Genomic DNA, 22,881 nt, shown 5'->3' on the forward strand with positions numbered 1-22,881 from the left:
AACTACATTTCCCTCATCGTCTCCAACGCCGCCCGATCCCCTGCCGTCTGCTCCGGCGGCTGCGCCCGCATCCGCTCCATGTCCGCCCGGTGCTGTGCCCGCAACGCCGGGTCCAGCGCGTCCACCGTGCGGGGACGCTGCATCATGGCGTGATCCCCCGGCGCGAGCTGACAATTGCGGCTCAGCGTGTCCATGCCGTCGCGCGTGGTGGGGTCCGCATCCTGCAGGTTGACCACCACCGCCAGCGTGTCCCCCAACGGCTCCAGCGCAACGCACAGCGCGTCGATGGTGGCTTGGGTGCGCCGGTCCGCTCCATCCACCCGCACCAGCAGGTTGTGGCGGTCTATCCAGTTGGCCGAGCGCACGCCCGGCAGCGCGCGGGCCACGGCGCGCGCGGCTTCGTGGTCGATGGGGCGGTTGGCATCGGCCAGCTTCATGGCGCGGCGCAGGTCTTCGGACAGCGCATCCACGCTGCGCTGCACGCCGGCCTGGTCACCGGTCACCGCAGCGGCGCGGGCGCCCAGCATGTGGGCGGCCACGCGGCCGGGATCCATCGGTTGGCCCGCCTGCTGCGGACGCGGTGCGTTCGGCGTGTCCGCCTGCGGCGCGCTGCACGCGGCCAATAACCCTGCCAATACCAGTGCGCCAACCGTCCGTGTCGTCATGCTGCATTCCCCTTTGTGATGCAGGATACGACACCAGATCGGCGTCGCAGGGGCTGCGATGGAGATCGCGCCCCTGCGGTGCCCCTACGGGGGTTGCTGCAAGCCTTGCGCTGACTTCAGCGGGCTGTGCGGGGGAATCTGTGCGCGTGGGGCTGACTGAACGCGGCTTTCCGCCAACAGCAGCGCGGATTCAAGCGGACTGCGCCGGGCCTCAAGCGAACAGCAGGGGGTAGTCAACTGGGCTGCGCCGGGCTTCAAGCGAACGGCTGTTGGCCTTGTGTTGACCGCAGCTGGCTTCAAGCAAACCGTGCGGGACTTTGAGCGGGCTGCTCCGCGCTTCAAGCGAACAGCACGCTGCTTCGTGCTGGCTGCACTGCGCCGCGGGCGAACTGCACTGCGCTTCAAGCTGGCAGCAGTACGCTGAAAGCGCCATTCGAGTGGCGGCGGAAGCGCCTGCGCGGAAACAAAAAAGACCGGGTCCCGAAGGACCCGATCACATATCCCCTGATGTTGCGACTGCCCCCCATGCCAACCCGCCGTCAGGCGGCGTCGGTGCTGCCGTTGCCCTCCGCGGCGTCGTCGTTGGCGGCAGCGCGGCGGCGGCCCTGGGCCTTGAAGCGGGTGCCCAGCCCGGCCCGCAGGGACGCCAGGCCCTGGCTCTTGCCGGACACCTTCAACAGGCCGTAGGCCTCCAGCGCGGTGACCAACACGTCGCTTCCCAGCAGGGTTTCCGTGTCCTGCATGCGTTCCAGCAGCCGCTGGAGGCGCTGGCGGCGGGGCCGCAGGGCATCGAACGCCGCCAGATCCCCTAGTGCGGAGGGCAGTTCCAGGCTGGGATTGACGATCTGCGGGTTCTGGGCAATCACGCTCAGGGTCTGGCGGCAGAAGGTTTCGGACTTGCCACCCATCTTGGGCAGACGAATCCGCTCTTTTGCGTCCAGCGCCACCAACTCGGTCAGGGCGGATTCCAGGCTGACGATGGCAGCATCCACGGCAGCCAGCTTGGCGGCGGGCAGGGACAGGGTGATTCGATTTTGGGGCATGGTTTCACCTACAGGTAGTAGTGGAGGAATGCCGCAATCCACTAGATGTAGTGGATTTGGCATGGAAACCTTATGCAAGAAGAATTTTCCGTGTCAACGAAGAAATGTGACCAAATCTACTTTTGCAGATGTTTCACGTGTGCTAGTGACGCTGAAAGTCGCGCCCTGTCTCAGTTTCCGTGAGACAACGGGCCTACCGGCGTTTGCGTGGAACATCGGTCACGCACAGGGGAAGTGCGGGTTTTGCGTCGCACAGGGTGAGACGGTGCGCAAAAACAGGGGGCATTTGCGCGGCTGATTTGCTGAAACTTGCGCCAGAGCAAGCGCTTGACACCCGCCCGCGGGATACCCGGCATGCATGGATATTGGACTGGCGCAGCAGCGCAGAAATGACCAGCCCGTGGCTGGGGATGGTGCTGCCTTGGCAAGCGCCCGGGTCGGCAGCTGGCCTTGCTGTCCTTACTTCGCTTTGGCTGGCTTGGCCGCTTTCTTCTTCGCTTCCTTCACCTTCGGCACCGGCATCAACACCGCCGTCTCCAACAACAACTCCCGCAGGCAGTCGGCGTCGTCCAGCAACTCATCGGCCACCGGGTAATCCTTGGCGCCGGGGTACGGCAGGCGCTGCGGCAGGTGCGGGGCCAGCCGCGTGGCGGCGGCGGAGGGTTTGACGAACAGGCTGTTGTCGCAGGCGAAGGCCACCACTTTCTCGTCCACGTACAGGGCATATTCCCCGAACATGCGGCGGTGGGTCAGGCGGGCGCCCAAGCCGGCCTGCTCTGCGATATAGGCGATGAAATCGGTGTCGGTAGCCATGGCGCGCGGCGGGCGGGCCGGGCGGGCCGGCGGGGCCTACACCATAGCGCCTGTTTTTGTGCAAGAGCGATCCCCGCTTTCGCGGGGATGACGCGCTGGAGGCGGGGATGACGGCGAGCGCGACCAGAGCCGTGCTGGCCGGGATCAGCCGCAGCCTTCCAGCTTCAGGCTCTGGCCGGGTTTGATGGCGTATTTCGGCTTCTTCAACCGGTTGACCTTGGCCAGGTCGTCCAGGTCGCAGCGGAACTTGCCGGCAATGCTGGACAGGGTTTCGCCACGCTTGACGCTATGGGTCTTGGCCTTGGCCGCTGGTTTGCCGGGGCGCGCTGGCACTGCCGGCACAACGCTGGCGACCGGCGGCGTCGCGCTGGCAGCCGTACCGGCGGGCATGGGGTCGCCCACCCGCACCAGCGCGGTACGCGCGTCGCTGGCCACCAGTTCCTGCGCCAGCTCCAGACGCTTGCCACGGGTGCAATTGAAGCGATACAGCCAGCTGATGCGGCTGGTGGCATTCAGCATCGTTCCTGCCGGCAGCATGACGTCTGGCGACCAGCGCGGATTGAGGTTGCGCAGCGCGCGCAGGTAGCCATCGCGCGAGCCCCAGTTGCCCAGGCAGATGGTGAGTTCGTACAGCGAGGCCGGCTGCGCCAGCACGATGCCGGCCGGTCGGGCGCTGACCCGCGGCCAGCGGATGCCATAGTCCTTCGGGTGCAGGAACAACCACGCGGCGGCGATCACCATCGGCACGTAGTCCTTGGTTTCCGCCGGGAACTGGTTATAGACGTCGATGTCCCAGAAACTGCGCCCGCCGGTTTCGCGGAACACGCGCAGGGCGCGGCCCTCGCCGCCGTTGTAACCGGCCAGCGACAGCTCGATGCTGTTGTCGAGCTGGCCCATGCGTTCGCTGAGGTACTGCGCGGCCGCATCGGCGGAGGCGGCCGGGTCGTAGCGGGTGTCAAAGCCGCTGCCGTCATCGCCCAGCCCGAAGCGGCGCCCGGTGGAGGGCATGAACTGCAGCGGCCCCACGGCGCCGGCACGCGAGCCCACATGCACCTTGCCGTTGGACTCCTTGGCCATGATGCCGAACAACAGCGCCTCCGGCAGGCCGTGGCGGCGGAACGCCGGCGACATCAGGTGCTGCATGTAGCGGTAGTTCTCGTAGCTGTCCATCAGCGACGGGCGCATGTCGGTAAGCCAGCGGCGAATGCCGGCCTGCACCGCCGGATTGAATTGCACCATCTTCACGAAGCGCTGCCCTTCCTCGCTGAGCAGCGCGGCGGCGTTGGCGGACGCGGGCACGCTGGCGTCGTCCAGGTCGCTCTCGTCGATGGGGTCGGCGCCACCCTCGTCGGCCAGCAGGTCGTCGAAGCGCGGCGTGGCCTGTAGCAGGCGTTCGTACGTCGCCAGCATGGTCTCCACCGAGCAGCCGCGCTGCTTGCCGCAGGCGTCCACCACGTCCTTCATGTCCGCCAGCGCGGCGGTGGTCGCATTGGCCGCCGCCTCTTCATCGTCTGCCAGCATCGCGTCGCGGTAGCGTTTTTCGGCGGCGTCCATGCGCTGCTGCAACTCGATCGCCGATGCATGCCGGGTATCGGTGCGCTTCGCCTCGCCCCGTTTGCTGGCGGCGTGCGCCGGCAGGGTGGACAGCATCGCCGACAGCGACAAGACAATGGCAGCAAGGGCAGGCAGCGGGCGCACGGGCATAGAGCAGGCACAACTTGGGACAACGGGCCGGCAGGGTAGCCGCGCGGACTCCATGCAGGCAACCCGCAACGGTCATGATTGCCGGCTCCATTCGCATAGAATCCGGCAGTCGCACACAATTTCCGCCATTCAGGAACATCCCATGGATCCGATCTTCGTCGGCAAAGCCGTCACCACCGACACCAGCGGCAACGTGTTCCTGCTGCCGAGGTACGGCAACCGCCACGGGCTGGTGGCCGGCGCCACCGGCACCGGCAAGACGGTGACGCTGATGACGCTGGCAGAGGGCTTTTCGCGGATCGGCGTACCGGTGTTCCTGGCCGACGTGAAGGGCGACGTGGCCGGGCTGGCGGTGCCTGGCACGATGAGCGAGCGGCTGCAGCAGCGCGTCGCGCAGTTGGGCATCGGCGACTATCGCAACGAAGCCGCGCCGGTGGTGTTCTGGGACCTGTGGGGCAAGGCCGGCCACCCGGTACGCACTACCGTCAGCGAGATGGGCCCCACCCTGCTGGGGCGCATCCTGGAGCTCAACGACACCCAGTCCGGCGTGCTGGACATCCTGTTCAAATTGGCCGATGACCGCGGCCTGCTGCTGCTCGATCTGGAAGACCTGCGCGCCCTGCTGGGCCTGATTGCCGAGGAACGCCAGGACATCAGCACCTCCTACGGACTGGTCAGCTCGCAGTCGATCGGCGCCATCCAGCGCGCCCTGCTGCGGCTGGAACAGGAAGGCGCCGGACTCTTTTTCGGCGAGCCGGCGCTGGAACTGACCGACCTGATGCGCACCACCCCCGACGGCCGCGGCGTGGTGAACATCCTCGCCGCCGACCAGCTGATCCTGAAGCCGAAGCTGTATTCCAGCTTCCTGCTGTGGCTGCTGTCGGAGCTGTTCGAGACCCTGCCGGAAGTGGGCGACCTGGAAAAGCCGAAACTCGTCTTCGTGTTCGACGAGGCGCACCTGCTGTTCGATGACGCGCCGGCCGCGCTTCGCCAACGCATCGAACAAGTCGTGCGGCTGATTCGCTCGAAGGGTGTGGGCGTGTATTTCTGCTCGCAGTTCCCGGACGACATTCCCGATGAAATCCTCGGCCAGATGGGCAACCGCGTGCAGCACGCGCTGCGTGCGTTCACCCCGCGTGACCAGAAGGCGGTGAAAACCGCGGCGGAAACCTTCGTCACCAATCCCGCGTTGAACGTGGCCACCGCCATTGGTCAACTGGGCGTGGGCGAAGCGCTGGTCTCCACCCTGCAGGACAAGGGTGTGCCGATGCCGGTGGAAAAAACCCTGATCGCGCCGCCACGCTGCCGGATGGGCGCGATCACCGACGCCGAACGTGCGCAGGTTCGCGCTGGCAGCCCGGTGGGGGGCAAATACGACACCCGCATCGACCGCGATTCCGCAGCCGAGTTGCTGGCGAAGAAGGCCGAAGCCAGGACCGAACAGGCGCAGGCGCCGCAGGCCAGGACGCGTGCCAGCGACGATGCGCAGGAAGGCGGCTTCGGCGGCGCGGTCAAGGACGCGCTGTTCGGCACCAAGCGCCGCCAGGGCATGATCGAGACCATGGCCAAGCAGACCGCACGCACGGTGGGCAGCCAGGTGGGCCGGCAGATCCTGCGCGGCCTGCTGGGCGGCATCTTCGGCGGCAAGCGCTGAGCCGGACATGAGCCGCTGGCGGCCGCCTGCCGAGAAGAGCACGGCGCTGATCACCCGCGAAGGCCACGACCGGCTGAAGGCCGAGCTGGACGCGCTGTGGCGCGTGCGGCGCCCGGAGGTGGTGAAGGCGCTGGCCGCCGCTGCCGCCGAGGGCGACCGCTCGGAAAACGCCGAATACACCTATCGCAAGAAACAACTGGGTGAAATTGATCGCCGGGTGCGCTATCTCAGCAAGCGGCTGGAAGAACTGCGCGTGGTGGACGCCGCTCCCAGCGATCCCGATGCCGTGTTCTTCGGTGCACAGGTGGAATTGGAGAACGCTGGCACCGGCGAGCGGGTGCGCTATCGCATCGTCGGCCCCGACGAAACCGACGCGCAGCGTGGCTGGATCAGCATCGATGCCCCATTGGCGCGGGCGATGCTGAAAAAACGCGTGGACGACGACTTCGGAAGCACCCTGCCCAGCGGCCGGGTGAACTTCGTGATTATCGGAATCGACTACCCGACCGCCTGAAGCGCCTCAGGTCCGCAGCGATTCGAATTCCGGGTGGCGACGCATCCAGGTCTCGGCATAGGAACACTGCGGGTCAACCTTCAGCCCCTGCTCGCGCGCGTATTCCAGCGCGAAGCGCACCAGCTCCGAAGCGATCCCGCGGCCGCCGATTTCCGGCGGGACGATGGTGTGGGTGATGGCAATGCTGCCCGCGCCAGGCTCGTATTCCACGTAGGCAATCTGGTCATCCACTTCGGTGGAAAAGCGATGGGTAAAGGCGTCGTGATGAATCGTGGTCATGATGATGTCCGGCAGGAAAGAGAGCTCATCCCAACAGCGCGCGCGTGAAGTGGCTGACAACGGCGGGTTGCAGCAACACGGTGAACAGCACGCCATAGGCCGCGCCCCACAGGTGCGCGCTGTGGTTGACGTTGCCATGCCCGCGGCGATCCATCCAGATGCTGTAACCCACGTACAGGATGGCGAACAAGAACGCGGGGATCGGCAGCGGAATCGGGAAGATGATCAGTTTGTTCCACGGATCGAACAGGATGCTGGCGAACAACACGGCCGACACCCCGCCGGATGCGCCCAAGCTGCGGTAGTTGGGATCGCGCTGGTGCGACAAATAGGTGGGCAGGATCGAGACCACGATGGCCGACAGATAGAACAGCACGAAGCCGAGCGGCGAAAGCCATTGCGAGAACACCCGCTCCACCACGCTGCCGAACGACCAGAACGTGATCATGTTGAACAGCAGGTGCATCCAGTCGGCATGCACGAAGCCGTAGGTCAACAGGCGGTCGTACTGGTGGTTGCGCCGCACCGCAGGCGGCCACAGGATCAACCTGCCCAGCAGGCGCTGGTCGGAAAACCCGCGCCAGCTCACCAGCACGGTGACCGCAATGATGATCAGGGTCAGCGGCACGGTCAGGCCCACTCCTCCAGGCCTTCGCGCTCATAAAGCGCCTTGAATGTCGGGCGCGATTTCATCCGTCTGGCAAGTTCGGCAAGCTGCGGGAAGCTGGTCGCCGACGTTGGCATGTTGCGCGCCCAGCGCATCAGCATCACCAGATGGAAATCCGGCACGGTGGGCGCGTCGCCCAGCAGGTACGGGCCGTGCGCCGCCAAATGCGCGTCGATCCGCTGCCAGTGCGCGGCCACGCGACGGGCGCATTGCGCATGCACGGCTTCGCTGTTGCTCTCGCCGGCCACTTCGCCCGGATACCACCACTGCCGCAGCAGCGGTTGCACTTCGTTGGCCAGGTCGAACATCCATTGCAGGAAATCCAGCCGCCGCGGGTCGTCAATCGCGGGGGCCAGGCCTGCGTTCGGGTGGCGCTCGGCCAGCCACAGCGCAAGCGCGGCCGCCTCGCGCTGCGGCTTGCCGTCCACGATCAAGGTGGGCACCACGCCGTTCGGGTTCAGCGCCAGATACTCGGGCGACTTCTGTGCGCGGCTGGAAAAATCCACCAGCCGCAGCTCGTGTGGCACGTCAAGTTCCAGCATCAGCCAGTGCACCAGCAGGCTGGCGGAACCGGGGGCGTAATACAGGATGGCGTTCATGCGGGTCTCGATGCAGGGCAATCCTGCATTTTGCACGACCGCGCAGGCCGACGCGTGACGTGCGGCAAACATTCGCCGCAACAGGCTCGGCTACCATCGCCCGATTCCTTCCGGGTGATGACCACCATGCGTCTGCTTGTCCTTGCCCTGCTTGCCGCCACCACCTCGCTGGCGATGGCGTCCAAGCCCCATCTGGGCACCGTGGCCGAGCGCAGCGGCTACCGGCAGACCGGCCGCTACGACGAGGTGATTGCCCTGTGCGACGCCTATCAACGGGCGTTTCCGAAAGCGGTGCGCTGCTTCGACTTCGGCACCACCCCGCAGGGCCGGCCGATGAAAGCACTGGCGGTGTCCACCAGCGGCGCGCTGACCCCGGAAGACGCACACGCGCGCGGCCTGCCGGTGGTGTTGGTGCAAGGGGGCATCCACGCCGGCGAGATTGATGGCAAGGATGCAGGCTTCGGCCTGATCTCCGATCTGTTGCAGGGCAACGTGGGCCGTGGCGTGCTGGACAAGCAAGTGCTGCTGTTCGTGCCGGTGTTCAACGTGGACGGCCACGAGAATTTCCGCGCCTGGAATCGCCCCAATCAACGCGGCCCCGAGGAAATGGGCTTTCGCGTCACCGCGCAGCGCTACAACCTCAATCGCGATTACGTGAAAGCCGATGCGCCCGAGATGCAGGCGATGCTGGCCCTGGTCAACCAGTGGGACCCGCTGGCGACGCTGGATCTGCACGTGACCGACGGCGCCAAGTTCCGCCATGACATTTCGGTGACCGGCGAACCGGTGAACGTGGGCGATGCCGGACTGCGCGAGGCCGGGCGCGCGCTGAAGGCCGGCATCATCGAACGCCTGAAGCAGCAAGGGTCGCTGCCGGTGGATTTCTACCCCAGCTTCGTCAACGAGGACGACCCGGCCTCCGGCTTCGTCGAATCCGCCTATCCGCCGCGTTTTTCCAGCGGCTATTTCCCGCTGCGCAATCGGCTGGTAATGCTGCTTGAAACGCATTCGTGGAAACCCTATCCGGAACGCGTGCGGGCCACCTACAACGCGGTGCTGGACACGCTTCAACTGGTCGCCGAACACGGCGCGCAATGGCGGCAGGCAGCGCTCGACGCCGACGCCCGCGCTGCCGCATTGGGCGGGCAGCCGGTGCCGCTGGATTACACCACCACCGCCGACAAGCGCATCATCGATTTCCTCGGCTATGCCTACCGCCGCACGCCATCAGACGTGTCCGGCGCCAGCATGGTGCAGTACGACGAGCGCACCCCGCAGCTGTGGATGCTGCCGCTGCGCGACACCATCGTGCCGAACCGCGTCGTGGACGCGCCCAAGGCCGGCTACATCGTGCCCGCCGAATACGCCGCGCAGGTCGGCAGGCAGCTGGCGCTGCACGGCATTGCTTTCCGGCGACTGGACAAACCGCTGGCGCAGGCCACCGTGCAGGTGTTCATGGCCGACGCGGTGACATTCGCAGCCACGCCGGTGGAGGGCCACCAACGCGCCACGCTGAAAGGACAGTGGAATGCCGCCGGTGAACCTATCGGCGCCGGCGCGCTGTTCGTGCCGATTGCACAGGCCAAGGCGCGGCTGCTGATGCAGATCCTGGAGCCGCAAGCGCCCGATTCGCTGGCGGCGTGGGGCAGCTTCAACAACAGCTTCGAGCGCAAGGAGTACATGGAATCCTACGTGGCCGAAGAACAGGCGCGGCTGATGCTGGACAAGGATCCGGCGCTGAAGGCCGAGTTCCAGGCCAGGCTCAAGGACGATGCCGCGTTTGCCGCCAACCCGCGCGCGCGCCTGGAGTTTTTTGCCCGCCGCCATCCGGCCTGGGATCGCAACTACAACCGCTACCCGGTGCTGCGCACCGACGTGCTCCCCTGAGTCTGCCACGGAGACGCATCCACCATGGCCCGTCACCCCCGCACTTCGCGGTTCACCTGGCTGACATGGCTTTTGCTGCTGGCCGGGCTTGCCATGCTCTGGCAGCAGCGCTCATCGGGCAACGCCAGTGGCGCCGCGCCCATCACCCCGTCCGCGCCGGTGGCAGGATTGCCGCACCCGGCCCCCGGTGTCGCCCAGACGGCGTCGCCCGCAGCCAGCCGCCCAGTACCCCCTGCCGCACTGCCGGCATTCCTGCCGCCCCAGGCACTCGGCACCATCGCCCTGATCCAGCGCGGCGGGCCGTTTCCGCACCCGCAGGATGGCAACGTGTTCGGCAATCACGAAGGCCGCCTGCCGCGCCAGCCACGCGGCTGGTACCGCGAATACACGGTGGACACGCCGGGGTTGAACCATCGCGGCGCGCGCCGCGTGGTGACCGGCGGCAACCCGCCCCGCGCGTGGTATTACAGTGACGACCACTACCGCAGCTTCCGCAGTTTCGACGCGCCGCAGGCCCTGCAATGAACGACGACGATTTCGCATTGGCGCTGGACGATCCGCGACAGGCGGGCGTTTTTTTCGTCACCGCAGACGACCTCACGGTGCTGGCCAGCGCCGCGCACGACGCCGACCTGCTGGTGCGCCAGATCGACCTGGCGGGCTGCGAAGGCAAGGAGCTCCTGCTGCAGCGCATCGCCGAGGCGCTGGCAACCCCTGCCGGGCAGGGCCGCAACTGGGATGCGCTGGGCGACCAGCTGCGCGACCTGTCCTGGCTGCCTGCCCAGGGCTATGCGCTGCTGTTCGCACACGCCGATGCCCTGCGCGACGCGGGCGAAGCGGCCTTCGACGTGCTGCTGGACATCCTGGATGAAACCACGGTGGATTGGCAGGAGCGCAACCGGCCGTTCTGGGCATTCCTGGCGCTGCCCGACGAGGATTTCCCGGACGCGCCGTGAGCGCATCCATGGCCCGCGCTAGCATAGGCAGATGGACAGACGCACCGCCCCCACCTTTCGCAACGCCACCGAAGACGATCTCGCCGCGCTGGTCGCACTGGTGACGTGCAGCTATCGCGGCGACACCAGCCGCGCGGGCTGGACCACCGAAGCCGACCTGCTGGACGGCAACCGCATCGACGCCGACGTGCTGCGCGCGGATTTGCAACGCCCACTCAGCCGCGTCGTGGTCATGGAAGAGAGCGCCGCGCTGGTGGCCTGCGCGCATGTCTGCGCCGATGGCGACGCCGGCTATTTCGGCATGTTTGCGGTCGCACCGGAGCGGCAGGGCAGCGGCATCGGCAAACAGCTGCTGGCCGAATGCGAACGCATCGCTGGCGACGACTGGCAGCTGCCGGCGATGCGCATGACGGTGATCGACGTGCGCGACGAGCTGATCGCCTTCTATCAGCGCCGCGGTTACCGCCGCACCGGCGTCTTCAAGCCATTCCCCTATGGCGATGCGCGATTCGGCCTGCCCAAGCGCGCTGACCTGCGCTTTGAAGTGCTGGAAAAACGCCTGCGCGCGGAGGCGTTGGCATGAGTGACACCTGGACCTTCGTCTGCACCACGCTGGACCTGCTGCCGGGCGAAATGAAAGTCGCGTTCGACGAGGCGACCGGCACCCCGATCGCGGTGTTCAATCTGGACGGCATGTTCTACGCGCTGGAAGACCAGTGCACGCACGAGGATTTCGAACTGTCGGCCGGGCATTTCGACGCCGCCACCGGCCAGGTGGAATGCGTGCTGCACGGCGCGCGCTTCGACGTGCGCGAAGGCAGCGCACTGTGCGCACCCGCCTACGAACCGGTCGCCAAGTTCCCGGTCAAGGTGGAAGACGGCAAGGTGTTCGTGCGCGACGACCGCTGAACCCGGCGCACAGCGGCCAACACGGTCTGGATGGCAGGTGCATTCACGTGCTTGGTTGATTGGTATTGCACATGCGAATTGTTCTCATTAACATGTTGCGCTTCAGTGCACGTCGCGCCGCAACCTGCCCAAGAGAACAACGATGCAGTCTTCCCGCAGCACCGCCTTCCGCCTGTCCCGCACCCGCCTCACCTTCGCCATCACGCTGGCGCTGTGCGCGCCCGCCTTCGCTGGCAATGACGTCGATGACGCCAGCAAGCGCGACCCCGCCAAGGACGTCGATGCGGTGATCGTGGTCGGCCAGCGTTACCTGCCGGATTACAACGTCCGCCAGACGCGCGGCGCCACCAGGACCGATACCCCGCTGATCAACGTGCCGCAATCGGTCACCGTGGTCACCGACAAGCTGGTCGCCGACCAGGCCATCACCAGCATGGGCGATGCGTTCCGCTACATGCCAGGCGTGGGCACGGCCCAGGGTGAAGGCAACCGCGACACCCCGGTGCTGCGCGGCAACAGCACCACCGGCGACTTCTTCATGGATGGCATCCGCGATGACGTGCAGTACTTCCGCGACGTGTACAACATCGAGCGCATCGAAGCGCTGAAAGGCGCCAACGCGATGATCTTCGGGCGCGGCGGCAGCGGCGGCGTGATCAACCGCGTCACCCGCCAGGCCGACGGCATGAACCATCGCAGCGGTTCGCTGCAGCTGGGCTCCGGCGAGCGCCGGCGTGGCACGCTGGACTACGGCGTGGGCATCGGTGATGACGCCGGCTTCCGTATCAATGCCGTGTATGAAAACTCCGACAGCTTCCGCGACGGATTCAACGTCAAGCGTTACGGCGCCAATCCGACATTCGGCATCGACTTCGGAAACAGCACCCGCCTGCAGCTCTCCTACGAGCATTTCCATGACCAGCGCACCGCCGACCGCGGCGTCCCGTCGTTCCAGGGCAAGCCGGTGGACACCGACCCATCGACCTTCTTCGGCAACCCCGATCTGAGCGTGACCAAGGCGACCGTGGACGCGTTCGATGCCACCCTCGACCACGCCTTCAGCGACACCCTCAGCCTGCGCAACCACCTGCGCTGGGCCGACTACGACAAGATGTACCAGAACGTGTTCCCGGGCGCGGTGGACAACACCGGCACCCAGGTCACCCTGTCCGCCTACAGCAACGCCACCCAGCGCCGCAACCTGTTCAACCAGACCGACCTGGTGTGGAAGCTCGCCAGCGGCAGCGTCCGGCACACCGTGCTGATGGGCGCCGAACTGGGTCGCCAGGTCACCGACAACTTCCGCACCACCGGCTATTTCGCCCCGGGCACCAACGTGGTGCCGGTCGCCAATCCGATGGTCAACGTGCCGGTCGATTTCCACCAGAGCGCCACCGACGCCGACAACCACGGCGTGGCCGAGGTGGCGGCGGTTTACCTGCAGGACCAGATCGAGTTCTCATCGCAATGGCAGGCGATCATTGGTGTCCGTCACGACGATTTCCGGGTGGATCTGCGCAACAATCGCACTGGCCAGATGTTTCGCAGCGACGATGGCTTGCTGTCACCGCGCGCCGGCCTGATCTACAAGCCGTTCGAGCAAGTCTCGTTCTATGCCAGCTACAGCAAGGCATTCCAGCCGCGCGCCGGGGATCAGCTCTCGTCGCTCAGTGCCAGCAATGCCTCGCTGAAGCCGGAAAGCTTCCTCAACCGCGAGATCGGCGCCAAGTGGGATATCCAGAAAGACCTGCAGGCCAGCCTGGCCGTGTACCGGCTGGACCGCAGCAATGTGGCAGTGGTGGATCCGACTGACGTCAGCAAGATGCTTCTGGTCGATGGCCAGTATGTGCGCGGCGTGGAGGTCGGCATTGCCGGGCGCATCACCGATGCCTGGCAGCTGATGGGCGGCTACGCCTACCAGACCGGTGAAATCACCGCCACGCAGTCGGCCACCGCCCTCAAGGGCAATCGTTTGGCGCAATTGCCCCGGCAGTCGGCCTCGCTGTGGAATCGCTATGACATCAATTCCACCTTCGGCGTCGGGCTGGGCATCGTCTATCGCGGGGCGATTTTCGCCAACGTGGACAATCAGGTCACCCTGCCCGCCTTCACCCGCTTCGACGGCGCGCTGTACTGGACGGTGAGCCCGACGCTGCAACTGCAGCTCAATGTCGAAAACCTTGCCAACAAACGCTATTTCGCCAGTGCCAACAGCAACAACAACATCAGCCCAGGTGCGCCACGCAGCGCGTGGTTGAGCGTCAATTTCCGCTACTGAGCCGATCCATGAGCAGCAATGGCAATGCCATTCGTCGCCGCAACACCCGCTATCGCTGGATTCGCCAGTTGCATCTGTGGGTGGGTGCTTGGGGCGCGTTGGCGGCGCTGCTCTACGGCTTCACCGGACTGGTGATGAACCACCGGTTCGGTGATGGCGCATGGCCGCAGGGAGACACCACGGAAGTGGCGCGCACCCAGCTGGCAATTCCCGTGGAAGCCCGCAACACGCCCGAAGAATTGTCGCTGTGGCTGCGCAGTCATCGGCAACTGGATGCCCAGCTCATCCGCAAGGGTGGGCCAGGCGGCAGCGACAGGACATCCGCAGGCAAGTGGACGCTGAGCGGCGGCAGCGCCGGCAATTCGTGGGCGGTGGAGTACGTGCCCGGCAGTGACAGCGCCAGCCTCAAGCGCAGCCATCACTCGCTGCTGGCCGCACTCAACCGCCTGCACAAAGCCGTGGGCGGCAGCCCGCTCTGGGTCGTGCTGGCCGACAGCTTCGCCATCGGCATGGTGTTGCTGGGCCTGTCCGGCATCTGGATGTGGGCACGCGGCCGCAGCGTGCGCGAGATGGCGCTCAGCGTGATGGGCTTCGCCACGCTGGCGTTCACGGCGGTCGTGGGGCTGGCGCTGGGCTAACCCGCCGGCAGGTCAGGCGGCGCCCGGGCAAGGCCGGGGCGCTGCCTTGTTTTCGGGCAGGCGGACCGTCATCCCGCCAGCGCGTCGGCCGCCTGCACGATGTCCTCGTCCTTGGGAATGACCAGGAACGCCGCGCCGGCCAGCGGCGTGTAGGTATCGGCACCCACCACGCGCTTGAGCGGCTTGCCGCCATGGCCGGCTTCGGTGATTGCGGTGATCACGCCTTCACTGATGCCGGCGCTGTGACGACCTTCATCGACCACCAGAATGCGTTTGCATTCGCCGGCATGCCGGGCGATGGCCGCGTGGTTCAGCGGCACCAGCCAGCGCAGGTCGACCACGCGCACCTTCCAGCCGTGCTTGGCCTCGATCTGGCGCGCCGCACGCAGGCTCATCGGCATGCCGTTGCCGAAGCTGAAGATCACGCAGTCGGTGGCGTCCGGGTTGTAGACGCGCTCCTCGCCCAGCACCAGCGCACGGTTGGGCGCCGGGTAGTCGGTCAGCCACTGGCCGTCGCCCGCCTCGTACAGGTCCTTGGTCATGTACAGCGCGATGGGCTCGAGGAAGGCGGTCACGCGACCGTCCACCTTGGCCAGCGCCGCCAGCGTGCGCAGCATCATCGCGGCGTCGTCGCCGCGCGACGGGCAGCCGACCACCAGGCCCGGGATGTCGCGCAGCGCGGTCACCGAGTTGTCGTTGTGGAAGTGCCCGCCGAAGCCGCGCTGGTAGCCCAGGCCGGCGATGCGCACCACCATCGGGTTGCGGAACTGGTCGTCGCTGAAGAACTGCAGCGAGCAGGCCTCGCCGCGCAGCTGGTCGATGGCGTTGTGCAGGTAGGCCAGGTACTGGATCTCGGGGATCGGCAGCATGCCCATGTTGGCGAAGCCCTGCGCCATGCCCAGGATCATGGTTTCGTCCAGAAGCGTGTTGAACACGCGCTTGTTGCCGAACGCCTTGTGCAGGCCCTTGGTGACCGTGTAGACGCCGCCCTTCTGGGCCACATCTTCGCCGAACAACAGCGTTTCCGGGTACTTGGCGAACAGGTCGTGCAGGGCCTGGTTGATCTGGATGGCCAGGTGCCTGGGTACCTGCTTCTCGGGCAGCTTGTCCTCGCTGCCGAACGCCTTGACGCGGGCATCAAACGACGGCGCGCGGGTGGCCTCGGCCTGCACCTTGTCCGGCGTGTACGGCGCCAGCGGGCGCATCACGTGCTCCAGCGTCTCGATGCGCGGGCGGCTGTCGGCGTCCTCGGCGGCGGCGAAGCACTTGCGACGGGTGTCCTCGTACAGCGCGAGGATCTCGTCCTTCGTCATCGCCCCGGACTCCAGCGCGATCGCGGCCGAGCGCAGCAATGGATCACCCGCCTCCACTGCGCACAGCTCCTCGATGCTGCGCCACTCGATCTCGAAGTCGGTGCCGGCGTGGCCCATGATGCGCTGGGTGCGCAGGTGCAGGAAGGTCGGCCGGCGGGTGCGGCGGCAATGCTCCACGGCGCGCAGGACGTCGCCGTAGCCACTGGCCAGGTCCAGGCCGTCGGCGAAGAAGTAGTCGAGGTCGGGGCGGCTGCGGAAGCTCTCGCCGATCCAGCCCGTCGGCGTCTTCACCGAGATGCCGATGCCGTTGTCCTCGCAGACATACAGCACCGGCGCCGGCAGCTTCTGGTAAGCCGTCCAGCTGGCCGCGTTGAACGCGGTCTGCGCGGTGGCGTGATTGGCGGAGGCATCGCCGAACGAGCAGATCGCGATGGAGTCCTCCGGGATCGGCAAGCCGGTGCCGAGGCGCTTGCCGGCCTCGATCGCCACCGCGGTGCCCAGCGCCTTCGGCAGGTGGGACGCAATCGTCGAGGTCTGCGGCAGCACCCACAGCGGCTTGCTGCCCCAGACCTTGTGGCGGCCGCCGCTGGCCGGGTCTTCCGCGCTGGCGGCGAAGCTCAGCGCCGAATCCATGATCGGATCCAGGCGCTGCCCTTCAAAGACGGGCAGCTTGCGGAAGCGCTCGGCCATGAAGCCGCCGCTGCGGTAGTGCAGGAACGCCGGGTCGGTGTGGCGGGCGGCGCGCGCGACCATCGCATTGCCCTCGTGGCCGCTGCTGCCGATGGTGTAGAAGACCTTGTTCTGCACCCGCAGCACGCGCGCCATCAGGTCGAGGTGGCGCGAGATCAATTGCGACTCGAAAAGCTCGCGGAAGCCGCGGGCGTCCAGCGCGCTGCCGTCGAGGATCGCCTCATCCGGCGCCGGCTTCGGCTGCACCGCGCCGTTCCAGCCGCGCACGAACTCCTGGAAGTTGACGTCGCAGATCTCGGCACGGTTGAGGCCCTTCATGCGGGCCGGGATGGGGTTGGGAACGGTGGCGAACATGCGGGCCTCGCGCAACACGGCGGCGCCACGTGGGCGCCTTCGACGGATTAATGGGCTGCGCAGCGCGCAGCAGCCGGCATCAGAACGCGTTGATGCCGGTCAGCTCGCGGCCGATCACCAGCTGGTGCACGGTTTCCGTGCCTTCGTAGGTGATGACGGATTCGAGGTTCAGCGCATGGCGGATCGCGGCGTGTTCGGTGGTGATGCCGGCGCCGCCGAGTAGGTCGCGGCATTCGCGGGCGATGTCGATGGCCATCCGGCAGTTGTTCCACTTCGCCAGGCTGACCTGCTGCGGCTGCATGGTGCCGGCATCCTTCAGCCGGCCCAACTGCAACGACAGCAGCTGCGCCAGGGTGATGCGGCGGGCCATGTCGGCCATCTTGATCTGCGCCGACTGCGTGGCGGCCACCGGGCGGTCGAACAGGATGCGTTCCTTGGTGTACTTCAGGACTTCGTCCAGGCAGGCAATGGCAGCGCCGATCGGACCCCAGGTGATGCCGTAACGCGCTTGCGTGAGGCAGCCCAGCGGACCCTTCAAGCCCTTCACGTTGGGAAGACGGTTGGCGTCCGGCACGCGCACGTTGTCGAAGAACAGCGCGCTGGTCACCGACGCGCGCAGGCTCATCTTCTTGTGGATTTCCTGCGCGGTGAAACCGGGGAAGTCCTTTTCGACCACGAAGCCCTGGATGCCGTCATCGGTATGCGCCCAGACGATGGCGATGTCGGCCAGGTTGCCGCTGGTGATCCACATCTTGGAGCCGTTGAGGATCCAGTCGCCGCCATCGCGCCTGGCATGCGTCTTCATGCTGGCCGGATCGGAGCCGCCGTGCGCCTCGGTCAGGCCAAAGCAGCCAATCACCTTGCCGGCGGCCATGTCGGGCAGCCAGCGCATGCGCTGCTCTTCGCTGCCGTAGGCGTAGATGGGATACATGCACAGCGAGCTCTGCACGCTGACGAAGCTGCGGATGCCGGAATCGCCGCGCTCCAGCTCCTGGCAGATCAGGCCGTAGCTGACGCCATTCAAGCCGGCGCAACCGTACTGCTCCGGCAGCGAGGAGCCAAGCAGGCCCAGCTCGGCGATCTCCGGCACCAGCTCCTTCGGGAAGCGGCCCTGGTCGAAGGCGTCGCCGATGATCGGAATCACGCGCTCATCGGTGAAACGGGCGACGGTGTCCTGCACCGCGCGCTCTTCCTCGCTCAGCAGGGAACGGACGTCGTAGAGATCGTACGGATGCAGGGCCATGGTTTGACGGTCGAAATGGACGAACTGCCATTGTAATCGTGCATGCCGCACAACCGGTACGTTCGATTCGCCCAGAAATGCCGGCCAAATCGTCGTTCTTCCCGGCGCCCGCGTGCATTTCGCCGCCATGTCCTCCCCCATGCCGCAAACGCAAGTGGGGCCGGACTGCTCCGGCCCCACTTGGGCATCACTTGCGGCAACGCCAGCGAACGTCAGCGGGTCACGCCCGCATCCACCGCCGCCGTCTGGGTCACGACCTGCCCATTGATCACCGGCAGCTGCGTGCCCGGCTTCTGCTCCATGCGCACGGTGTGGCGCTCGCCGTTCAACTGATAGGTGACGTCATAGCCGACGGTCTTGCTGCCATCCCCCAAGGCAATCCGCTTGCCGGGCTTCTGCTCGGTGCGCATGCTGCCCGTGCTGCCGTCCGGGTTGCGGTAGGTCACGTTCCACGCGACGGTGCGCGAACTGGTGGCCGTGCTGTTGACGGTATGGCACTGGCGCTCGGTACGGTTGACCACCTGGCCACCCACATGCCGGCGATCGATCTCGCGCCCCACATAACCACCCCCCACCGCACCGGCCACCGTGGCCAGCTTGCGGCCATTGCCCTTGCCCACCTGATTGCCCACCAGACCACCGATCAGCGCGCCGGCCACCGTGCCGCCGACGTTGCCGTCACGCTCGGGCAGGCGCTCTTGCACGGTCACGTTTTCACAGACTTCATGCGGTGCCGACGTCGTGCTGGCTTCGCGCACCGGCTCGCTGCCAATCACGGTGGCATACAGCGGCTCGCGCTGGGTGACCGGCTGCACGCCAACGACGTCGGCATAGTCCAGACCACCGGATGCGGGAATCGCGTTGTCTGCAGGCAGCGGTTCTGCGCCGATCGCCAGCGCTTGCGGCGCGGAACCCGGCAGCGGCCTTGGGGCGGCCTGCTCGTGGCTGCGACTGTTCATGTAGCCGGCGGTGGCGACGCCACCCACCAAAAGCGCGACAAGCGCAACTGCAAGCGTGTTGTTCTTCGGCATGACCCTGCTCCCGCAACGTTGAGGTGGATTCCCCTGTTTCGACCTTGATTGCAGCACGTTGAATCTGAATGCGTGCCAAGCAACGCCGGCGCTTCTATTCCCTGGGTTCAGTTTCATGCAAACGATGTTCAGGCAGCGTGCATGCTAATTTTCCGGCATGACCCATCTACTGATCACCCCACTGCTGCGCTGGTTCGGGAAACTGAGTTTCCCGCGCCTGTTCCTGCTGACCGCCGCGCTGTTCCTGCTCGATGCCGTCGTGCCCGACTTCATCCCCTTCGTGGACGAACTCCTGCTGGGCCTGGGCACGCTGCTGTTGTCGCGCTGGAAGAAGAAGCCCGATGCTGGCAAGCCGCCCCTCGAAGGCGAAGTCCGGCGCTGACGTGCGGCTGGTCGACAGCCACAGCCATTTCGACGCGCCGGAGTTCGATCCCGACCTCGACGCCGCGCATGCCCGCGCGTTGGCGGCGGGCGTCGACGTGCAGATCGTGCCCGCCGTGGGCGTGGCCGGCTGGCCGAAACTGAAAGCAGTCTGCGCGCGATTCCCGGGCCTGCATGCCGCTTACGGCCTGCATCCCATGTACCTGGCCGAACACCGGCCGGAGCATCTGCGCGAACTGCATGGCTGGATCGAGCGCGAACGCCCGGTGGCAGTGGGTGAATGCGGGCTGGATTTCTTCGTCGACGGCCTGGACGCCGACGCGCAGCGGATGTACTTCGATGGCCAGCTGCGGCTGGCGCGCGAGTTCGACCTGCCGGTGATCGTGCATGCGCGGCGCGCCGTGGACGCGGTCATCGCCGCGATCCGCGCGGTCGGCGGCCTGCGCGGCGTGGTGCACAGCTTTTCCGGCAGCGCCGAACATGCCGCGCAGTTGCACAAGCTCGGCTTCCTGCTCGGCATCGGCGGCCCGGTCACCTACGAACGTGCGAACCGGCTGCGCGGCATCGTCGCCACCCTGCCGCTGGAGCAATTGCTGCTGGAAACCGACTCGCCGGATCAACCCGGCGCGGCGCATCGCGGCGAGCGCAACGAGCCGGCATACCTGACTGAAGTGCTGGATGTCGTCGCGCGACTGCGCGACATGCCGCGCGAAGCGCTCGCTGCCACGACCACCGAAAACGCGCAGCGGCTTTTCGACTTGGCACGGCGATGAGCATCCTAGAGTGGGCGGCCCGGTATCGACAGAGCAGGCCATGGATGGCCTGCGGCCGCGCATCGTAGCCGGATGCGGCGCCTAAGCGGCTGGCGATACCGGGCCGCCCACTCCCGGATGCAGGCTACAGCTGCTTCGGCTTCAACAACATCTCCATCGCCTTGCCCACCGCGGCGAACGCGAACGCGCCGGTCACGTGGGTGGCCGCGCCCAGCCCCGCGCCGCAGTCGAGCTTCAGCGCTTCGTCCTTGCCCAGCTGCGGGCGCACGCCGCAGACGCTGCCGTCGGCCTGCGGATAGCGCACGTTCTCCAGCGAATACACCGCCGGCACGCCGAAGTAGCGGTCGTGGTTCTTCGGGAAGTTGAACTCGCCGCGCAGCTTCTTGCGGATCAGGGACAGCATCGCGTCATGCTCGGTGCGCGACAGGTCGCGGACGCGGATCTGGGTGACGTCGCTGCGCCCGCCGGCGGAGCCGACAGTGATGACCGGCTGCTTGCGGCGGCGGCACCAGGCGATCATCTCGACCTTGCTGCGGAAGCTGTCGCAGGCGTCCAGCACCAGGTCCACTGGCGTCCCCAGCAGGTCGTCCAGGTTGGACGGCGTGAGGAACTGCGGCTTCAGGTCGAGCACGATGTACGGATTGATGGCCCGGCAACGCTCCGCCATCGCCTCGATCTTGGCGCGCCCGTATTGCCCTTCCAGCGCCGGCAACTGCCGGTTGGTATTGGACACGCACAGATCGTCCGCATCGACCAGGGTCAGCTTGCCCACGCCGCTGCGCGCCAGCGCTTCCACCGCCCACGAGCCAACGCCGCCGATACCCACCACGGTGACGTGGCAACCGGACAGGCGCGCCAATGCGCCGCTGCCGTACAGGCGGTCGATGCCGCCGAAGCGATCCTTCAGACTGGTTTCCATCGGCATAGTCTAGGGCCACGCCAGCGGCCGCGCCCGAGGCCATGTTGCAAGCCGTGTTGCAAGCCGTGTTGCGCTGCGCCATGCTGCAACCAGCGCCGCTTAGAGTCACTGCTCAATGTCTGCGATCCGCGTCATCAAGAAATACCCGAATCGTCGCCTGTACGACACCGAGATTTCCAGCTACATCACGATCGAGGACGTGCGCCAGCTGATTGTCGATGGCGAGACGTTCGAAGTGCGCGACGCCAAGACCGGCGATGATTTGACGCGGCAGGTGCTGCTGCAAATCATCACCGAGCACGAGCAGGACGGGCAGCCGATGCTGTCCACCCAGCTGCTGAGCCAGTTGATCCGGTTCTACGGTGACTCGCTGCAGGGCTTCATGGGCAATTATCTTGAGCGTTCGATGCAGACGTTCCTGGAGCAGCAGCAGCAGTTCCGCCAGCAGATGGGCGGCCTGCTCGGGCAGACGCCCTGGGCCATGCTCAACCAGCTGACCGAGCGCAACATGGGGCTGTGGAAAGAGTTCCAGCAGAACCTTGGCAACGGCCTCGGCAGTGCCCCTGCAGCGCAGCCCGACAAGCCCCGGCGCAAACCACGCTGACGCCGGCGACGCGCATCACCAGGCAAACCGCAGGCCGGGCAGCGCTTGCGCAGAGGCCGTCAGCGCATGCCGCCGGCGGTGGCGGCTTCGCCGCAAAACTTCGCCCGATACGCCAACGCTTTCGGCATCAAGTGCTGCAGGTCCTGGATGCGGCTGCCGGCACTGGGATGGGTGGAGGCGAATTCCGGCGGCGCATTGCCCGCCGACGTCTGATCCATGCGCTGCCACAGCGGCACCGATGCCTGCGGGTCGAAGCAGGCCGAGGCGGCCAGCATCAGCCCGAGTTCGTCGGCCTGGACTTCCTGTTTGCGTGCATAGGGCAGCGCGCTGCCATAACCATAAGCCGACATCACGCTTTGCAGCGTCCCGGAGTCCATTCCGCTGGCAGCGCCCGCCACCTGCCCCAGCTGCTCCAATTTGCCGCGGGTCATCCGCTGCGCGCCGTGCCGTAACAGCGCATGGGCGATCTCGTGACCCATCACCACGGCGATCGCATCGGGGTTCTGCGCAACCGGCAGCAGCCCGGTATAGACCGCAATCTTGCCGCCAGGCAAGCAAAACGCATTGACTTGATCGGACTGCAACACCGTCACCGCCCAGTCGAAGGATTTTTCAATGTGGTTGGCCTGCAGGCCGTGCTCAGCCGCCAGCGCATCCGTCACCTGCGGGATACTGGCAATCAGACGCTCCGCGATGCCGCGCACCTGCCTGGACACCGGCGCATTGGCAGGCAGCGGCTGTTCCTGTCGCAGTACCTGCTGGTAGGCCTGCAGACCCAGCGACTTTTCCTGTTCCGTCGAGATGTTCTTGTCGATCACCACTGGCTCGCCGGTCACCGGGTCGATGCTGCGATTGGAAACCCAGTACCAAACCGCGTACCCGGCAAACAGCAGCAGCACCCACAAACGCAAGCCACCGCGCCGCTGCCCCACTCGATTCTGGTTCATTGCCCGCTCCTTGTCTGGCA

The 22,881-nt window shown here is 66.4% G+C and carries 24 protein-coding genes; 12 read left to right on the forward strand and 12 right to left on the reverse strand.

The features are described 5' to 3' along the window. Window positions 1-2 precede the first annotated feature (2 nt). From LIW09_RS08740 to LIW09_RS08755, 4 genes are all read right to left on the reverse strand, one after another. Entirely contained in the window at window positions 3-665 is a 663-nt protein-coding gene (locus tag LIW09_RS08740; RefSeq protein ID WP_256645266.1) for a hypothetical protein, read from the reverse strand. 539 nt (window positions 666-1,204) lie between these two features. Further along, window positions 1,205-1,708 carry a hypothetical protein gene (locus LIW09_RS08745; RefSeq protein WP_256645267.1) on the reverse strand — a complete coding sequence of 168 codons (504 nt, stop codon included), beginning with the start codon at window positions 1,706-1,708 and terminating at the stop codon, window positions 1,205-1,207. Between the two features lie 459 nt (window positions 1,709-2,167). Then, a complete protein-coding gene (locus tag LIW09_RS08750; protein ID WP_256645268.1) occupies window positions 2,168-2,521 on the reverse strand; it encodes a TfoX/Sxy family protein in 354 nt (117 codons plus the stop codon). A 144-nt stretch (window positions 2,522-2,665) separates the two neighbouring features. After that, window positions 2,666-4,225, reverse strand: coding sequence for a transglycosylase SLT domain-containing protein (locus LIW09_RS08755; protein ID WP_256645269.1), 1,560 nt, complete (start codon window positions 4,223-4,225; stop codon window positions 2,666-2,668). A gap of 142 nt (window positions 4,226-4,367) precedes the next feature. Here LIW09_RS08755 and LIW09_RS08760 point away from each other — a divergent pair, with 142 nt between their 5' ends. Together LIW09_RS08760 and greB are read left to right on the forward strand one after the other, a co-directional pair. Further along, window positions 4,368-5,879 (forward strand): helicase HerA-like domain-containing protein, encoded by a 1,512-nt coding sequence (locus LIW09_RS08760; protein ID WP_256645270.1) that lies wholly within the window; start codon window positions 4,368-4,370, stop codon window positions 5,877-5,879. Window positions 5,880-5,886: 7 nt separating this feature from the next. Beyond that, window positions 5,887-6,393 (forward strand): transcription elongation factor GreB, encoded by a 507-nt coding sequence (greB, locus tag LIW09_RS08765; protein ID WP_256645271.1) that lies wholly within the window; start codon window positions 5,887-5,889, stop codon window positions 6,391-6,393. Window positions 6,394-6,399: 6 nt separating this feature from the next. On the opposite strand, the gene LIW09_RS08770 is transcribed toward greB, so the two are convergent. The 3 genes from LIW09_RS08770 to LIW09_RS08780 are packed head-to-tail and all read right to left on the reverse strand — an operon-like array spanning window position 6,400 to window position 7,938. After that, a complete protein-coding gene (locus tag LIW09_RS08770) occupies window positions 6,400-6,672 on the reverse strand; it encodes a GNAT family N-acetyltransferase (RefSeq protein ID WP_256645272.1) in 273 nt (90 codons plus the stop codon). 25 nt (window positions 6,673-6,697) lie between these two features. Continuing rightward, the gene (locus tag LIW09_RS08775; RefSeq protein ID WP_256645273.1) at window positions 6,698-7,300 is read right to left on the reverse strand and encodes a rhomboid family intramembrane serine protease; all 603 of its coding nucleotides are present in this window, start codon (window positions 7,298-7,300) and stop codon (window positions 6,698-6,700) included. Between the two features lie 2 nt (window positions 7,301-7,302). After that, window positions 7,303-7,938, reverse strand: a complete 636-nt coding sequence (locus LIW09_RS08780) for a glutathione S-transferase family protein (RefSeq protein WP_256645274.1) — start codon at window positions 7,936-7,938, stop codon at window positions 7,303-7,305. Between the two features lie 117 nt (window positions 7,939-8,055). Here LIW09_RS08780 and LIW09_RS08785 point away from each other — a divergent pair, with 117 nt between their 5' ends. The 7 genes from LIW09_RS08785 (at window position 8,056) to LIW09_RS08815 (ending at window position 14,606) form a co-directional block, all read left to right on the forward strand. Continuing rightward, window positions 8,056-9,825 (forward strand): M14 family metallopeptidase, encoded by a 1,770-nt coding sequence (locus LIW09_RS08785; protein WP_425507877.1) that lies wholly within the window; start codon window positions 8,056-8,058, stop codon window positions 9,823-9,825. A 24-nt stretch (window positions 9,826-9,849) separates the two neighbouring features. Further along, window positions 9,850-10,350, forward strand: coding sequence for a guanyl-specific ribonuclease (locus LIW09_RS08790; RefSeq protein WP_425507878.1), 501 nt, complete (start codon window positions 9,850-9,852; stop codon window positions 10,348-10,350). Beyond that, on the forward strand, window positions 10,347-10,781 hold the full coding sequence (locus LIW09_RS08795; RefSeq protein ID WP_256645276.1) for a barstar family protein: 435 nt from the start codon (window positions 10,347-10,349) through the stop codon (window positions 10,779-10,781). Before LIW09_RS08790 ends, LIW09_RS08795 begins: the two co-directional genes overlap by 4 nt. Before the next feature lie 31 nt (window positions 10,782-10,812). Then, window positions 10,813-11,364, forward strand: coding sequence for a GNAT family N-acetyltransferase (locus LIW09_RS08800; protein WP_256645277.1), 552 nt, complete (start codon window positions 10,813-10,815; stop codon window positions 11,362-11,364). After that, window positions 11,361-11,690 (forward strand): non-heme iron oxygenase ferredoxin subunit, encoded by a 330-nt coding sequence (locus LIW09_RS08805; RefSeq protein ID WP_256645278.1) that lies wholly within the window; start codon window positions 11,361-11,363, stop codon window positions 11,688-11,690. Before LIW09_RS08800 ends, LIW09_RS08805 begins: the two co-directional genes overlap by 4 nt. 142 nt (window positions 11,691-11,832) lie before the next feature. Beyond that, complete coding sequence (locus LIW09_RS08810) at window positions 11,833-13,968, forward strand: TonB-dependent receptor (RefSeq protein WP_256645279.1); 2,136 nt, start codon at window positions 11,833-11,835, stop codon at window positions 13,966-13,968. Window positions 13,969-13,976: 8 nt separating this feature from the next. Next, window positions 13,977-14,606, forward strand: coding sequence for a PepSY-associated TM helix domain-containing protein (locus LIW09_RS08815; RefSeq protein WP_256645280.1), 630 nt, complete (start codon window positions 13,977-13,979; stop codon window positions 14,604-14,606). Window positions 14,607-14,674: 68 nt separating this feature from the next. Here the strand turns inward: LIW09_RS08815 and LIW09_RS08820 are convergent, their stop codons facing one another. The 3 genes from LIW09_RS08820 to LIW09_RS08830 form a co-directional block, all read right to left on the reverse strand. After that, window positions 14,675-16,963, reverse strand: a complete 2,289-nt coding sequence (locus LIW09_RS08820) for a thiamine pyrophosphate-dependent enzyme (protein ID WP_256645281.1) — start codon at window positions 16,961-16,963, stop codon at window positions 14,675-14,677. A 79-nt stretch (window positions 16,964-17,042) separates the two neighbouring features. Beyond that, on the reverse strand, window positions 17,043-18,206 hold the full coding sequence (locus LIW09_RS08825; protein WP_256645282.1) for an acyl-CoA dehydrogenase family protein: 1,164 nt from the start codon (window positions 18,204-18,206) through the stop codon (window positions 17,043-17,045). A gap of 212 nt (window positions 18,207-18,418) precedes the next feature. Beyond that, a complete protein-coding gene (locus tag LIW09_RS08830) occupies window positions 18,419-19,237 on the reverse strand; it encodes a glycine zipper 2TM domain-containing protein (RefSeq protein WP_256645283.1) in 819 nt (272 codons plus the stop codon). Between the two features lie 157 nt (window positions 19,238-19,394). On the opposite strand from LIW09_RS08830, the gene LIW09_RS08835 reads away from it, so the two are divergent. Together LIW09_RS08835 and LIW09_RS08840 are read left to right on the forward strand one after the other, a co-directional pair. Next, on the forward strand, window positions 19,395-19,619 hold the full coding sequence (locus LIW09_RS08835; protein WP_256645284.1) for a DUF6116 family protein: 225 nt from the start codon (window positions 19,395-19,397) through the stop codon (window positions 19,617-19,619). After that, a complete protein-coding gene (locus tag LIW09_RS08840) occupies window positions 19,579-20,391 on the forward strand; it encodes a TatD family hydrolase (protein WP_256645285.1) in 813 nt (270 codons plus the stop codon). Before LIW09_RS08835 ends, LIW09_RS08840 begins: the two co-directional genes overlap by 41 nt. Window positions 20,392-20,515: 124 nt before the next feature. Here LIW09_RS08840 and LIW09_RS08845 read toward each other — a convergent pair whose 3' ends face one another. After that, window positions 20,516-21,310, reverse strand: a complete 795-nt coding sequence (locus tag LIW09_RS08845; RefSeq protein WP_256645286.1) for a tRNA threonylcarbamoyladenosine dehydratase — start codon at window positions 21,308-21,310, stop codon at window positions 20,516-20,518. Window positions 21,311-21,425: 115 nt separating this feature from the next. Between LIW09_RS08845 and phaR the strand changes: the two genes are divergently transcribed. After that, window positions 21,426-21,914, forward strand: coding sequence for a polyhydroxyalkanoate synthesis repressor PhaR (gene phaR, locus LIW09_RS08850; RefSeq protein ID WP_256645287.1), 489 nt, complete (start codon window positions 21,426-21,428; stop codon window positions 21,912-21,914). Window positions 21,915-21,973: 59 nt separating this feature from the next. Here the strand turns inward: phaR and LIW09_RS08855 are convergent, their stop codons facing one another. After that, entirely contained in the window at window positions 21,974-22,861 is an 888-nt protein-coding gene (locus LIW09_RS08855; protein ID WP_256645288.1) for a M48 family metallopeptidase, read from the reverse strand. Window positions 22,862-22,881: the final 20 nt, after the last annotated feature.

Source organism: Thermomonas paludicola, from assembly GCF_024498955.1.
Taxonomy (GTDB): Bacteria; Pseudomonadota; Gammaproteobacteria; order Xanthomonadales; family Xanthomonadaceae; genus Thermomonas; species Thermomonas paludicola.

Coding starts and splice junctions, on each gene's coding strand:
- LIW09_RS08785 (WP_425507877.1), top strand. CDS start 8,056: ATGACCACCATGCGTCTGCTTGTCCTTGCCCTGCTTGCCGCCACCACC.
- LIW09_RS08770 (WP_256645272.1), bottom strand. CDS start 6,672: ATGACCACGATTCATCACGACGCCTTTACCCATCGCTTTTCCACCGAA.
- LIW09_RS08800 (WP_256645277.1), top strand. CDS start 10,813: ATGGACAGACGCACCGCCCCCACCTTTCGCAACGCCACCGAAGACGAT.
- LIW09_RS08820 (WP_256645281.1), bottom strand. CDS start 16,963: ATGTTCGCCACCGTTCCCAACCCCATCCCGGCCCGCATGAAGGGCCTC.
- greB (WP_256645271.1), top strand. CDS start 5,887: ATGAGCCGCTGGCGGCCGCCTGCCGAGAAGAGCACGGCGCTGATCACC.
- LIW09_RS08760 (WP_256645270.1), top strand. CDS start 4,368: ATGGATCCGATCTTCGTCGGCAAAGCCGTCACCACCGACACCAGCGGC.
- LIW09_RS08795 (WP_256645276.1), top strand. CDS start 10,347: ATGAACGACGACGATTTCGCATTGGCGCTGGACGATCCGCGACAGGCG.
- LIW09_RS08840 (WP_256645285.1), top strand. CDS start 19,579: ATGCTGGCAAGCCGCCCCTCGAAGGCGAAGTCCGGCGCTGACGTGCGG.
- LIW09_RS08835 (WP_256645284.1), top strand. CDS start 19,395: ATGACCCATCTACTGATCACCCCACTGCTGCGCTGGTTCGGGAAACTG.
- LIW09_RS08805 (WP_256645278.1), top strand. CDS start 11,361: ATGAGTGACACCTGGACCTTCGTCTGCACCACGCTGGACCTGCTGCCG.
- LIW09_RS08740 (WP_256645266.1), bottom strand. CDS start 665: ATGACGACACGGACGGTTGGCGCACTGGTATTGGCAGGGTTATTGGCC.
- LIW09_RS08750 (WP_256645268.1), bottom strand. CDS start 2,521: ATGGCTACCGACACCGATTTCATCGCCTATATCGCAGAGCAGGCCGGC.
- LIW09_RS08845 (WP_256645286.1), bottom strand. CDS start 21,310: ATGGAAACCAGTCTGAAGGATCGCTTCGGCGGCATCGACCGCCTGTAC.
- LIW09_RS08755 (WP_256645269.1), bottom strand. CDS start 4,225: ATGCCCGTGCGCCCGCTGCCTGCCCTTGCTGCCATTGTCTTGTCGCTG.
- LIW09_RS08815 (WP_256645280.1), top strand. CDS start 13,977: ATGAGCAGCAATGGCAATGCCATTCGTCGCCGCAACACCCGCTATCGC.
- LIW09_RS08745 (WP_256645267.1), bottom strand. CDS start 1,708: ATGCCCCAAAATCGAATCACCCTGTCCCTGCCCGCCGCCAAGCTGGCT.
- LIW09_RS08780 (WP_256645274.1), bottom strand. CDS start 7,938: ATGAACGCCATCCTGTATTACGCCCCCGGTTCCGCCAGCCTGCTGGTG.
- LIW09_RS08810 (WP_256645279.1), top strand. CDS start 11,833: ATGCAGTCTTCCCGCAGCACCGCCTTCCGCCTGTCCCGCACCCGCCTC.
- LIW09_RS08855 (WP_256645288.1), bottom strand. CDS start 22,861: ATGAACCAGAATCGAGTGGGGCAGCGGCGCGGTGGCTTGCGTTTGTGG.
- LIW09_RS08830 (WP_256645283.1), bottom strand. CDS start 19,237: ATGCCGAAGAACAACACGCTTGCAGTTGCGCTTGTCGCGCTTTTGGTG.
- LIW09_RS08825 (WP_256645282.1), bottom strand. CDS start 18,206: ATGGCCCTGCATCCGTACGATCTCTACGACGTCCGTTCCCTGCTGAGC.
- phaR (WP_256645287.1), top strand. CDS start 21,426: ATGTCTGCGATCCGCGTCATCAAGAAATACCCGAATCGTCGCCTGTAC.
- LIW09_RS08790 (WP_425507878.1), top strand. CDS start 9,850: ATGGCCCGTCACCCCCGCACTTCGCGGTTCACCTGGCTGACATGGCTT.